A 12263-nucleotide genomic window follows, 5' to 3' on the forward strand; every position below is an offset into this window, starting at 1 on the left:
CGCCCATGATGGCGTGGATCGACGGGCTGCCGCTGCTGTGGTCCATCGGGTTCTTCTGGATGCTGGCGATCCTGCGCACCCTGATCGTGTTCTCGCTCGGGCGGGGGCTGGCCTCCGGCGTCGAGCGGACCCGCTGGTTCGCCCGCGTGATGGAGGGGCCCGTCTATGTCCGCGCCCAGCGCTTCATCCAGCGCCACGGGGTGTGGGCCATCCCGTTCTGCTACCTCACGGTGGGCATCCAGACGGCGGTGATCGGCTCCGCCGGCGTCGCCCGCATGCCCTGGCGCCGGTTCCTGCCGGCGGCCGCGCTCGGCACGTTCCTGTGGGGCGTGGTGTACGGGACCGTCGGGATGGCCGTGGTGTGGGCCGTCATCGGCGCGGCGCTCGGAGAGGGCCGGGGTGTCCTCGCCCTCGTGCTGATCCTCGCGGCCGTGGCTGCGTTCGTCGTGTGGCGCCGACGCCGCACGCTGCGCCGGCACGGGGCCGGGTGACGTCGTCGTCCGTGACGCGGGCCGGGCTGCGCCGCCGGGGGACTAGAGTTGACCGCGTCTTCGCCCTGGCCAGCCGCCCCGCGGCCGGGGCCGCCACCCCTTCGGAAGGACCACCATGAGCGACGAGCGCGCCCGCAGCTTCTCCGCCTCCACCGCCTCCGCCGCCGACGACGGCGCCCGCGGCACCGGCACGACCCGCGTCAAGCGCGGCCTGGCGGACATGATGAAGGGCGGCGTGATCATGGACGTCGTCAACGCGGAGCAGGCGCGCATCGCCGAGGATGCCGGCGCCGTGGCCGTCATGGCGCTCGAGCGGGTCCCGGCCGACATCCGCGCCCAGGGCGGCGTGGCCCGCATGTCCGACCCCGACCTGATCGACGGCATCGTCGAGGCCGTGTCCATCCCCGTGATGGCCAAGGCGCGCATCGGCCACTTCGTGGAGGCCCAGGTGCTGCAGGCGCTCAAGGTGGACTTCATCGACGAGTCCGAGGTGCTCTCCCCGGCGGACTACGTGAACCACATCGACAAGTGGGACTTCGACGTGCCCTTCGTGTGCGGCGCCACCAACCTCGGCGAGGCCCTGCGCCGCATCACCGAGGGCGCGGCCATGATCCGGTCCAAGGGCGAGGCCGGCACCGGCGACGTCTCCGAGGCCGTGAAGCACATCCGCACCATCCGCAAGGAGATCGCCCAGCTCCAGGGCCTGGCCCAGGATGAGCTGTACGTGGCCGCGAAGGAGCTGCAGGCGCCGTACGAGCTGGTGCGCGAGGTCGCCGAGACCGGCGCCCTGCCCGTCGTGATGTTCACCGCCGGCGGCGTGGCCACCCCGGCCGACGCGGCCCTGATGATGCAGATGGGCGCCGACGGCGTGTTCGTGGGTTCCGGCATCTTCAAGTCCGGCAACCCGGCCGAGCGCGCCCGCGCCATCGTCAAGGCCACCGCCCAGTTCGACGACCCGATGGCGGTCGCCGAGGCCTCCCGTGGCCTGGGCGAGGCCATGGTGGGCATCAACGTGGGCGACCTGCCCGCCCCGCACCGCCTGGCCGAGCGCGGCTGGTGAGTCCACAGAAGACCGTCGGCGTGTTCGCCCTCCAGGGCGACGTGCGGGAGCACGTGCACGTGCTCGAGTCCCTCGGCGCGCGCACGCGCCCGGTGCGCCGCCCCGCGGACCTCGAGGGTCTGGACGGCATCGTGCTGCCCGGCGGCGAGTCCTCCGTGATGGACCGCCTCGCCCGGATCATGGGGCTCAAGGACCCGCTCATCGCCGCCCTCCGCGACGGTCTGCCCGCCTACGGCACGTGCGCGGGGCTGATCATGCTGGCCCGGGAGATCCGCAACCCGGCGCCGGATCAGGGCGGGCTCGGCGTGCTGGACGTGGCCGTGCGGCGCAACGCCTTCGGCGCGCAGGTCGACTCGTTCGAGGAGGACCTGGACGTCCCCGCGGTCGCGGCGGAGCCGGTGCACGCCGTGTTCATCCGCGCCCCCGCCGTCCTCCAGGCGGGGGAGGGCGTCGAGGTCCTGGCGAGCGTGCCGGCGTCGCGTCTGTCCGTGCCCGCGGCGGACCCGGGGCTCGACGGCGACGCGCGGCTGCCCGTGGCCGTGCGGCAGGGCCACCTGCTCGCCACGGCCTTCCACCCTGAGGTGACCGGCGACTGGTCGTTCCACCGGGCGTTCCTCGCGGGGCTCTGAGCGGCCGGCCGGCCCCGCGCGCGACGGGCGCGGGGCTCAGGCCTCCGCGAGCACCTCGGAGGTGACGCGGACGTCCTTCTGGGGGTCCAGGCCGAGCTCGTCGGCCACGGCCGTGGCGACGGAGGGCAGGGTGAGGACGCCGTCGTGCGCGTTGAGGCCCCCGGCGAAGCCCTCGTCCGCGGCCAGCGCGGCGCGCCATCCGAGGTCGGCGATGCGCTTGATGTAGGGCAGCGTCGCGTTGGTCAGGGCCGAGGTGGAGGTCTGCGGCACGGCGCCGGGCATGTTGGAGACGCAGTAGTAGATCTTGTCCCCCACGAGGTACGTCGGGTCCTGGTGGGTGGTGGCCCGCGAGTTCTCGAAGCAGCCGCCCTGGTCGATCGCGATGTCCACCAGCACGGAGCCGGGCCGCATGGACTCCACCATCTCAGCGGTCACCAGCTTCGGGGCCGCGGCGCCGGGGATCAGCACGGAGCCGATCACGAGGTCCGCGTCCGCCACGGTCTCGGCGATGTTCAGGTGGGACGAGGCCAGTGTGCGGATCCGACCCTGGTGGACGGCGTCCAGCTGCGCGAGCCGCTCGAGGGAGATGTCCAGGACGGTCACGTCCGCGCCCATGCCCGCGGCGATCACGGCGGCCGCCTCGCCGGCCACACCTCCGCCGATCACGGCCACCCGGGCGCGGCGGGTGCCGGGCACGCCGCCCATCAGCACGCCCGAGCCGCCCTGCGGCTGGAGGAGGTGGTAGGCGCCCGCGGCGGGGGCCAGGCGGCCGGCCACCTGGCTCATGGGGGCCAGCAGCGGCAGGGAGCGGCCGCGGGTGACCGTCTCGTAGGCGATCGCCGTCGTGCCGGCGTCCAGGATCGCCCGCGTGCACGCGGGGGAGGCGGCTAGGTGCAGGTAGGTGAAGAGGACCTGGCCGCGGCGCAGGCGGCCGTATTCCTCCGGCTGCGGCTCCTTGACCTTGAGGACCAGCTCGGCGCGCTCCCAGAGCTCGTCGACGTCGTCGACCAGCTCGGCGCCGGCGTCGCGGTAGTCCTGGTCCGAGGCGCCGGAGCCGACGCCGGCCCCCGACTGCACGAGGACCTGGTGGCCCGCGCGCACCAGCTCCTGGACCCCGCCCTGCGTCAGGGCGACACGGAACTCGTTGTTCTTCACTTCGGTGGGCACAGCGACCAACATGCGGCGAATCTAGCCGATCCGGCCCGTTCCGGCGAGGGCGCGGGGGCCGCTGCGCGATCGCCCATGCATACGTCACCGCGGTGCCCGTCCCGTCATACTGGTGCGGTGACTCCCGCGCTGATCTCCCTCGTGGCCGTGCTCCTGCTCCTGGTGGGGCTGGTGGGCACCGTGTACCCCGTCCTGCCCGGCTCGCTGCTCAACCTCGTGACGGCTCTCGGCTGGGCCGCGCTGCTGGGCTCCCCCGCGTCCTGGACGTTCGGCGTCATCGCGGCCGGTCTCGCCGTGGCGGGGATGAGCGCGTCCGCGGTGCTGACCGGCCGACGGCTGCGACGTGAACGCGTCACCCGCGGCCCGATCCTGTGGGGGGTGGCCGGCGCCGCCGTCGGGTTCTTCGTGATCCCGGTGGTGGGCCTGTTCCTCGGCTTCGCCGTCGGCCTGTTCGCCTCCCAGTGGGCCCGCACCCGGGACGCCCGGGCCGCCCTGAGCAGCTCGATCGGCGCGCTCACGGCCATGGGCGTGGGCATGCTCGTGGAGTTCTGCTGTGCCTTGGGCTCGCTGACCGCCGTGGGCGTGGGTGCCCTGGTGCACGGCGTCACCGCCTGAACCGCCGGACCCTCCGCCGGCTCACCCGGCGGCGGGCACCCTGCCCGTCTGGGCGAGGGCGGCGAAGCCGAGGACGTGCTCCCGCAGCTCCTGCGCGGCCGCCCGGCCGTCCCCGGCGGCGGAGGCGGCGAGGATCCGCCGATGGTCGGCCTGCAGGCCGGCGCGCACGGCGGGCCAGTCGGACAGCCCGGCCACGGTCTCGGTCACGTAGCCGATGGTCGCCTGGCGCAGGGAGTCCAGCATCATCGCCGTCACGACGTTCCCGCCCAGGGTGGCCAGCCGCACATGGAACTCGGTGTCGAGCAGGTGGAAGTCCTCTTCCGGCAGCGCGGGGTCGTCCATCCGGTCCAGCAGGGTTTCCACCTCGGCCAGGACGGCGACGCTCTCGGGGTCGCCGGAGGTGGCGGCGGCCGCCTGCGCCGCATCGGTCTCGAGGAGCACGCGCGCGGCGACGACGTCGGCCATCGGCAGGGACCGGGTGGCGATGTGCAGGCGCAGCGCCCAGCCCAGCGCCGCGGACGGCTCGGAGACGACGACGGCGCCCGAGTTCGGCCCGGAGCCGGCGCTGGCGCGGATCAGGCCCATGGCCTCGAGCATCCGGGTGGCCTCCCGCACGGACGCCCGGGAGATGCCGAAGCGTTCGGCCAGGGTGCGTTCGCCGGGCAGCTTGTCCCCCACGACCACGGCGCCGGAGCGCAGCTCGGCCTCGAGCCAGTCGAGCACGATGGTGTAGGCGGGGGCAGCGGTCATGGACGGACCTTCCGAGGGGGCGGGGCGGCGACCGTCCATCCTACCGATGGACGCCGCCCCGCTCGGGTGGTGCAGGCGGTCAGCCCGCCGCCGGCAGCATCCACGCCAGCACGTTGGACTGCAGGTACACGAGCGTGCACACCGCCAGCAGGAGCACGAGCGACCACACCACCACGCGGCGCAGGATCTCGGACTCCCGGCCCTCCATGCCGACCGCCGTCGCGGCGATCGCCAGGGACTGCGGGGAGATCATCTTGCCCACGACGCCGCCGGAGGTGTTGGCGGCCACCAGCAGGGCCGGATCGGCGCCGATGTTCGTGGCGGCGGTCTGCTGCAGGGTGGAGAACAGGGCGTTCGCGGAGGTGTCCGAGCCGGTCACGGCGGTGCCGAGCCAGCCGAGCACCGGGGACAGGAACACGAAGGCCGCGCCCAGGCCGGCCACCCACGTGCCCATGGCGACCGTCTGGCCCGAGAAGTTCATGACGTAGGCCAGGGAGAGCACGATCACGATCGTCAGGGCGGACCAGCGCATGCGGGCGAAGCAGCGGCCGATCTCGGCGAGCGCGTTCCCCACCGAGAGCGGGAACCGGCCGTCGTGGTCGAACCGGGAGTAGACCACGGCCATGATCAGGCCGGCGATCAGCAGCAGCGTGCCGGGGGAGGCCAGCCACTCGAACTTGTACACGGTGCTCGCCAGGGGCGCGCCGGAGGCGTCGACGAGGTGCCCGTCGAGCCCGGGCCACGGGATCTTGGCGGTGGCGGAGTTCAGGGCCGCGGTGATCGAGGGGACCAGCTTGGCCAGGGCGAACACGGCCACGACCACGATGTAGGGCAGCACGGCCATGAAGATCCGGCCGGGGGTGAGGTCCTGCGCCGCCGCGCGGGCGGGGGCGTCGAGGCGCTGGCGGGCCTCCTCGGCGCCCCGCGGCCGCCAGAAGCGCAGCAGCAGGACGGCGGCGGCGAGGGAGACCAGGGAGGCCACGACGTCGGTGAGCTCGTAGGAGAAGTAGGTCGAGGCCAGCCAGATGGCGACGGCGAAGCTCGCGCCGATCACGATCAGTGCCGGCCACGTCTGCCGCACGCCGCGCAGCCCGTCGATGATGAACACGAGCAGGAACGGCACGAACACGGCCACGAACGGGGCCTGGTGGCCGACGATCGCGCCGATGTGCGTGGCGGGGATGCCGGTGAGCGTGCCCGCGGTGGTGATGGGGGTGCCCACGGCGCCGAAGGCCACGGGCGCGGTGTTCGCCAGCAGCACGGCGGTGGCCGCCCGCAGCGGGGGCACACCCAGGCCGAGCACCATGGTGGCCGTGATGGCCACGGGGGCGCCGAAGCCGGCGAGGGCCTCGAGCAGGCCGCCGAAGCAGAACGCGATGAGCACGGCCTGGATGCGGATGTCTCCGCCGCCGAGCGAGTCGAAGATCGCGCGCATGTCGTCGAATCGCCCGGAGAGCACGGTGACCTGGTAGAACCACAGCGCCATCACGACGATCCAGACGATCGGGAACAGGCCGAAGGTCGCTCCCTGGGCGGCGGCCAGCGCCGCCAGGTGGGCCGGCATGTGGAAGCCCAGCACGGCCACGAGCAGGGCCACCACGAGCGCGGCGAGCCCCGACTGCCAGGCCTTGAGGCGCAGACCGAGGAGGGTGGCGAAGAACGTCAGCAGGGGCAGGACGCCGAGCGCGGCGGAGAGCGCGACGCTGCCGGCGGCATCGGGGGTGGGGGTGAAGGGGTGTGCACGGGGGTCTCCCGGTGGGCGAGGGGACGGGGCGGGATCCGGTCGGGCCGGTGATGGTCGGACCACTGTGGTCAGACCAAGGAGCGTACTGTGAGGGTGGTCACCTTGCAAGAGGCTGGCATGATATGGTCTGACCACTACGGCACCCGTGTGCTGGCGCACCGCACGGCGCCCCAGGCGCCCCGTCCGGAACGGAGACCGGCATGAGAATCGCCCTGTTCGCCACGTGCATCGTGGACGCGATGTACCCCAAGGTGGCCCTCGCCACCGTCCGCATCCTCGAGCGGCTCGGCCATGAGGTGGTCTTCCCGCCCGGCCAGGTCTGCTGCTCGCAGATGCACGTCAACAGCGGGTACGTGAAGGACGCCCTGCCCGTGGTGCGCAACCACGTCCGCACCTTCATGAAGGCCGACTACGACCTCGCCGTCGCCCCCTCCGCCTCCTGCGTGGCCTCGCTCGGCCACCAGCAGCCGGACGTCGCCCGCTCCGGCGGGGACGAGGGTCTGGCCCGCGACGCCGAGGTCGTCGCCTCCCGCACCCTCGAGCTGTCGCAGCTGCTCACGGACGTCCTCGGGGTGACGGACGCCGGGGCCCAGCTCGGCTCCTGGTTCCCGCACACCGTGACCTACCACCCCTCCTGCCACGGCATGCGCCTGCTGCGCCTGGGCTCGCGCCAGGAGGACCTGCTGCGCACCGTCGCGGACATCGACCTGCGCCCGCTGCCGGACGCCGAGGAGTGCTGCGGCTTCGGCGGCACCTTCTCCCTGAAGAACCCGGACGTCTCCGCCGCCATCGCGGAGGAGAAGATCGAGAAGGTCACCGCGTCCGGCGCCTCCCTCTGCACGGGCGGCGACGCCTCCTGCCTGCTCCACCTGGACGGGGCCATGCACCGTCGCGAGGCGCGCGGTCAGGACGGCCGCCCGCTGCGCACCGTGCACCTCGCCGAGATCCTCGCGGCCACCCGGGAGAATCCGCTCGAGGTCGACGGCCCCGTCGAACTGTCCATCCCCGCGTCCGCCGGCGTCCGCCGCGGACCGTCCGCCCGTGTTGAGGAGGCCCGCCGATGAGCACCGCACCCACCCGCGTGCGCCTGGGAATGCCCGCCGTCCGCCCCGTCCACGGCGAGGGCGAGATCCTGCTGAACACCCCGTTCCCCGAGTCCGCCCGCGAGCAGCTGGGGAACGGCCAGATGCGCGCCAACATCCGCCGGGCCACGCACACCATCCGTGCCAAGCGTGCCGGCGTCGTCGGGGAGCTGCCGGACTGGCAGGAGCTGCGCGCCGCCGGCTCCGCGCTGAAGCAGTCCGTCATGGCGGACCTGCCCGCGCTCCTGGAGCGGCTCGAGTCCGAGGTCACCGCGCGCGGCGGCGTCGTGCACTGGGCCCGGGACGCGGCCGAGGCCAACCGCATCATCACGGAGCTCGTCACCGCCAAGGGCGTGGACGAGGTGATCAAGGTCAAGTCCATGGCCACCCAGGAGATCGGCCTGGACGCCGCGCTCGAGCATGCCGGTGTGGCCGCCGTCGAGACGGACCTGGCCGAGCTCATCGTCCAGCTCGGCCACGACCGACCCAGCCACATCCTCGTCCCGGCGATCCACCGCAACCGCGAGGAGATCCGGGACATCTTCCTCCGGGAGATGCCGGAGACGGACGAGAGCCTCACCTCCGACCCGGCCGACCTGGCCGAGGCCGCACGCCGACACCTGCGCGAGAAGTTCCTGAGCACGAAGGTGGCGATCTCCGGGGCGAACTTCGGCGTCGCCGAGACGGGCACGCTCGCCGTCGTCGAGTCGGAGGGCAACGGCCGCATGTGCCTGACCCTGCCGGAGACGCTGATCACCGTGATGGGCATCGAGAAGCTCGTGCCCACCTTCGAGGACCTCGAGGTGTTCCTGCAGCTGCTGCCGCGCTCGTCCACGGGCGAGCGGATGAACCCGTACACCTCCATGTGGACGGGCGTCACCGAGGGCGACGGTCCCCAGGAGTTCCACCTGGTCCTGCTGGACAACGGCCGCTCCGCGGTGCTGTCCGACCCGAAGGGCCGTTCCGCGCTGCACTGCATCCGCTGCTCGGCGTGCATGAACGTGTGCCCCGTGTACGAGCAGACCGGCGGCCACGCCTACGGCTCGGTCTACCCGGGCCCGATCGGCGCCATCCTCTCGCCGCAGCTCACCGGTGTGGACGCGGGGGAGAACGGCACCCTGCCCTACGCCTCCACGCTGTGCGGGGCGTGCTACGACGTCTGCCCCGTGGCCATCGACATCCCCTCGATCCTCATCCACCTCCGGGACGAGGACGTGCAGGCCACCCACGCCGCCCGGAAGGCGCTGCGCACGGAGGAGGACGCCGCCGGCGGCCCCCTGGCCCGCGCCAAGGCGGCGGTGGAGTCCGTCACGCCCTCGCAGATGGACGTGGCGATGAAGGGCGCCTCCGTGGTGATGTCCTCGGGTCGGCGCATGTCGCTGGCCGAGCGGGGTCTGGGGCTGGGCCGGGTCGCGGCCGGGCCGGACCGGGTGCTCGGCTGGCTGCCGGGCATCGCCGGCGGCTGGACCGAAGAGCGCGACGTGCCGGCGCCCCCGCGGGAGTCCTTCCGCAACTGGTGGGCCCGCCACAAGGATGAGACCGAGCACCGGACCGCCCTGGACGGCGTCGCCGGGCTGGACCGCCAGGAGGACGAGCACGTCGAGGAGGACGGACGATGAGCGAGGCGAAGGCCGAGATCCTGCGGCGCATCCGCGAGGCGACGGCGGACGGGCCGGTCGCGGACCCGGTGCAGCGCACCTACCGGCGGACCTCCTCCCGGGACCGGGCCGAGGTGGTGGAGATGCTGCGCGATCGGCTGATCGACTACCGGGCCTCCGTGCGGGACGAGACCGAGGAGACGGTGGCCGCGGCCATCGCCGAGCTGCTCGGCCCGGACGCCCGGTACGTGGTGCCGGCCGGCCTGGAGCCGGACTGGCTCCCCACGGACTCCCGCGGGGCAGGCCGGGAGCGCATCACGGAGCCCGCGGTGGGCCACACGGGGGAGCGGGCCGCGGTCCGCGGCGCCCACGACGGCGAGCGCGAGCCCCTCAGCGTGGACGCGCTGAACGAGGTGGACGCGGTGGTGACGTCCTCGACGGTCTCCTGCGCGGAGACCGGGACGATCTTCCTCAGCGGCCGCCCGGACGAGGGCCGCCGGGCGATCACCCTGGTCCCGGACCACCACGTGTGCATCGTGCCGCTGGACTCCGTGGTGGAGCTCTTCCCGGAGGCGCTGGCCCGCGTGGAGGCGACGGCGCCGATCACCATGATCTCCGGGCCCTCGGCCACGAGCGACATCGAGCTCGAGCGCGTCGAAGGCGTGCACGGGCCGCGTCGCCTGGACGTGATCCTGCTCGACCGCGCTCGCTGACGCGGGCGCGGTATAGCAGGGGATCGAGCGGGTCAGGCCCCCTCGACGACGGCGCCGCCGGCGCGGCCCGTCTCGAGGCGGTCCTGACGCTCCCGCACGCCGCCGTACAGGGCCACGAACAGCAGCGCGAGACCGGCGGTCACGAGCATGTGGCCGAGCCCGGCGATGCCCGGGATGGCGGCCGAGGTCTCGGCGGGGGTCAGGCCGAAGACCGCGTCGAGGGCGAGGACCACCAGGGTCACGGTCAGCCCCCGGCGGATGCCTCAGATGATCGAGCGGCCCTCGCGGCGGGCCGCGGCCCAGTCGGCGAAGAAGCCGCGGGCGATCGAGACGAGGACGGCCAGCACGAGGACGGGCCACATCAGGACGTACAGGGTCAGACCGACGGTCATGCGGATGCTCCTTGCGAGTCGGGGGACGGGGGGATCAGGACACGGGGGCCGAGGCGCGCTCGACCTGCGGCAGGTCCTCGGTCGCGGGGTCGAAGTCGCCGGTCACGCGCGCGATCCGGTCGAAGTCGAAGTCCTGGCCGGAGCGGACGGACAACCCCCAGCAGACGAGGAAGGACACGGCGTAGGCCACGAGCGAGCCCGTGAGCGTGGCGTAGTCCCGCAGAAAGCCGTAGCCGACGAACAGCATCACGACCGAGGCGATCGCGCCGACCACGACCGCCGGACGCAGGCCGAAGAAGCCGAAGCACATGATGCCCAGCACGACGCCCACGCCGAGGATCGCGAGGGTCTCGACCACGAATGCCCAGGCGCCCTCGATCGGGATCCACTCGAAGCGGACCGGCAGGAACACGGCCAGCGCGGCGAGGACGGACACCGTGAACGCGACGTTGGTGATCCTGCCCCAGTAGAAGGACGCGATCACGGGGAACACGAGGCAGCCCCACAGGGCGCCCACGAAGACCAGCAGGTCGAGGATGTCGAACTTGGCGGTGGCGAAGTACAGGGCCGCCGCCGTCGCCACGATCATGGTGATCCGGCCGATCAGCAGCATGGTCTTCGGGTCGGCGTTCTGGCGGCCGACCGACTGGCCGTAGACGTCCGTCATCACGATCGACGAGAGGGCGGACAGGTCCGAGTCGGCAGTGGAGGACAGCGAGCCGATGATCATCAGGAACGCCAGGGCCACGAGCGCCAGCGGCAGGTGGTCGGCGACCATCTGGGGCAGGAGGTTGTTGACGTCGCCGTCGAGCGGCTCGACGCCCAGGTAGAGCGCCATGACGCCGAGCATGCCGACGCCGATCACGGTGCCGCCGTACCCGAGGGTGGCCGTGATGAAGGTGGGCTTGATGAGGTCCTCACGCACGGCGAAGAGGCGCTGGGCGATGGTCTGGTTGCCGATCGCGTAGGCCAGCACCGCGGCGATGTACGGCGCGCCCTGGTTCATGAACGCGTCGGAGGAGAAGAAGCTCTGCTGCTGGGCCGTGACGTGGCCCGCTTCGACGCCGGTCTGGAACATGTCCGGGCCGCCCGCGGCGAAGAACACGGCGGGGATGATGATGACGGTCGCGCCGAGCATGGCCATCACCTGGGCGAAGTCGGTGAGCACGGAGGCGCGGAAGCCGGACCACAGGGTGTACAGCAGCACGCCCGCGGCCACGATCAGGATGCCCGCGCCGAAGGACAGCGGGGACAGCAGGGAGATCAGGGCGCCACCGGCGATGAAGTTGGAGGTCAGGGAGATGACGGAGCCGAGCACGTTGGAACCGGCCAGCATGAGCTGCGACGAGCGGCCGTGCCGGGCGTACATGACCTCGGCGAGGGTGTGGGCGCGCGGCGCGACCGCGCGGATGCGGCGGCCGAACGGGTAGATGAACAGGATCATCAGGGCGCCCCAGAGGCCGTAGTGGAGGCGGCCCAGATCCAGGTGGCCGTCATGGAGGCGGCGGACACGCCGAAGCCGATCCGGTTGCCGGCCGTCATGTAGGCGTCGGCGTTCTCCTTCTTCTTGGAGATGGCCACAGACATGATCATGGTCCCGCCGTAGAACAGCGCGACGAGCAGGATCACCCCGATCACGCCGAGCTGGGTCAGGGATGCTGCGTCCTGGGAGGGCGGCATCGGACTTCCTTTCGCACGAGTGACTGTGGACGTCCCGGTCCCCCGGCGCGGTCCGGTCAGGGCACGGCTCCGCAGGGCGGAGGGTGGCGTACCGATCACGTCGCGGCCAGGGGGGCCGGGGAGGTGGAGGGCATCCCGCCGGGTCCCGAGTCCACGAACGGCGAGCTCTCTGCTCAAGCCATCGCGGTCCCTCGGCCCTGGGCGGCGCTGTCAACACCGGCATCCTGGCGGAACGAGCCCACCCGGATGGCGCGATCATCACATGATCGGCGCAGAAATGGCAAAAACATAGAGCCTTTTCAGCAGGGCGGGGACCATGAGTGCCCGGCGCAGAAGCCGGAC

Annotated in this window: 12 protein-coding genes and 1 pseudogene; 7 read left to right on the forward strand and 6 right to left on the reverse strand. The window is 72.7% G+C overall.

The window, feature by feature from the left end; translation table 11 throughout:
* Window positions 1–5: 5 nt before the first annotated feature.
* The 3 genes from J1M41_RS10540 (at window position 6) to pdxT (ending at window position 2180) form a co-directional block, all read left to right on the forward strand.
* A complete protein-coding gene (locus J1M41_RS10540; protein ID WP_041102620.1) occupies window positions 6–491 on the forward strand; it encodes a DedA family protein in 486 nt (161 codons plus the stop codon).
* Between the two features lie 115 nt (window positions 492–606).
* Window positions 607–1551, forward strand: a complete 945-nt coding sequence (gene pdxS, locus J1M41_RS10545; RefSeq protein WP_036313496.1) for a pyridoxal 5'-phosphate synthase lyase subunit PdxS — start codon at window positions 607–609, stop codon at window positions 1549–1551.
* On the forward strand, window positions 1548–2180 hold the full coding sequence (gene pdxT / locus J1M41_RS10550) for a pyridoxal 5'-phosphate synthase glutaminase subunit PdxT (RefSeq protein ID WP_206451709.1): 633 nt from the start codon (window positions 1548–1550) through the stop codon (window positions 2178–2180). The genes pdxS and pdxT overlap by 4 nt, the downstream gene beginning before the upstream one ends.
* Before the next feature lie 36 nt (window positions 2181–2216).
* Here pdxT and ald read toward each other — a convergent pair whose 3' ends face one another.
* Window positions 2217–3359 carry an alanine dehydrogenase gene (gene ald, locus J1M41_RS10555; RefSeq protein WP_206451710.1) on the reverse strand — a complete coding sequence of 381 codons (1143 nt, stop codon included), beginning with the start codon at window positions 3357–3359 and terminating at the stop codon, window positions 2217–2219.
* 105 nt (window positions 3360–3464) lie between these two features.
* Here ald and J1M41_RS10560 point away from each other — a divergent pair, with 105 nt between their 5' ends.
* Window positions 3465–3962 (forward strand): DUF456 domain-containing protein, encoded by a 498-nt coding sequence (locus J1M41_RS10560; protein WP_100059208.1) that lies wholly within the window; start codon window positions 3465–3467, stop codon window positions 3960–3962.
* Between the two features lie 21 nt (window positions 3963–3983).
* Here J1M41_RS10560 and J1M41_RS10565 read toward each other — a convergent pair whose 3' ends face one another.
* Both J1M41_RS10565 and J1M41_RS10570 read right to left on the reverse strand, forming a co-directional pair.
* Window positions 3984–4712 carry a FadR/GntR family transcriptional regulator gene (locus J1M41_RS10565; RefSeq protein WP_036339663.1) on the reverse strand — a complete coding sequence of 243 codons (729 nt, stop codon included), beginning with the start codon at window positions 4710–4712 and terminating at the stop codon, window positions 3984–3986.
* A 79-nt stretch (window positions 4713–4791) separates the two neighbouring features.
* A complete protein-coding gene (locus tag J1M41_RS10570; RefSeq protein ID WP_342214105.1) occupies window positions 4792–6519 on the reverse strand; it encodes an L-lactate permease in 1728 nt (575 codons plus the stop codon).
* 137 nt (window positions 6520–6656) lie between these two features.
* Between J1M41_RS10570 and J1M41_RS10575 the strand changes: the two genes are divergently transcribed.
* From J1M41_RS10575 to J1M41_RS10585, 3 genes are read left to right on the forward strand one after another with little or no spacing between them, the layout of a single operon-like run.
* Window positions 6657–7520 carry a (Fe-S)-binding protein gene (locus J1M41_RS10575; protein WP_073117020.1) on the forward strand — a complete coding sequence of 288 codons (864 nt, stop codon included), beginning with the start codon at window positions 6657–6659 and terminating at the stop codon, window positions 7518–7520.
* Window positions 7517–9157, forward strand: coding sequence for a lactate utilization protein B (locus tag J1M41_RS10580; RefSeq protein WP_206451711.1), 1641 nt, complete (start codon window positions 7517–7519; stop codon window positions 9155–9157). Before J1M41_RS10575 ends, J1M41_RS10580 begins: the two co-directional genes overlap by 4 nt.
* Complete coding sequence (locus J1M41_RS10585; RefSeq protein ID WP_020624126.1) at window positions 9154–9849, forward strand: LUD domain-containing protein; 696 nt, start codon at window positions 9154–9156, stop codon at window positions 9847–9849. Before J1M41_RS10580 ends, J1M41_RS10585 begins: the two co-directional genes overlap by 4 nt.
* A 32-nt stretch (window positions 9850–9881) precedes the next feature.
* Here the strand turns inward: J1M41_RS10585 and J1M41_RS10590 are convergent, their stop codons facing one another.
* The 3 genes and pseudogenes from J1M41_RS10590 to J1M41_RS10595 all read right to left on the reverse strand — a co-directional run bounded on the left by J1M41_RS10590 (window position 9882) and on the right by J1M41_RS10595 (window position 11921).
* On the reverse strand, window positions 9882–10091 hold the full coding sequence (locus J1M41_RS10590; protein ID WP_144819544.1) for a hypothetical protein: 210 nt from the start codon (window positions 10089–10091) through the stop codon (window positions 9882–9884).
* A gap of 21 nt (window positions 10092–10112) precedes the next feature.
* Complete coding sequence (locus J1M41_RS12120) at window positions 10113–10241, reverse strand: putative transporter small subunit (protein ID WP_210411798.1); 129 nt, start codon at window positions 10239–10241, stop codon at window positions 10113–10115.
* 34 nt (window positions 10242–10275) lie between these two features.
* Window positions 10276–11921 (reverse strand): annotated as a pseudogene (locus J1M41_RS10595) (sodium:solute symporter family protein).
* Window positions 11922–12263 lie beyond the last annotated feature (342 nt).

Origin of the sequence: Micrococcus sp. KRD096, assembly GCF_017168495.1 — a bacterium.
Lineage (GTDB): Bacteria > Actinomycetota > Actinomycetes > Actinomycetales > Micrococcaceae > Micrococcus > Micrococcus luteus.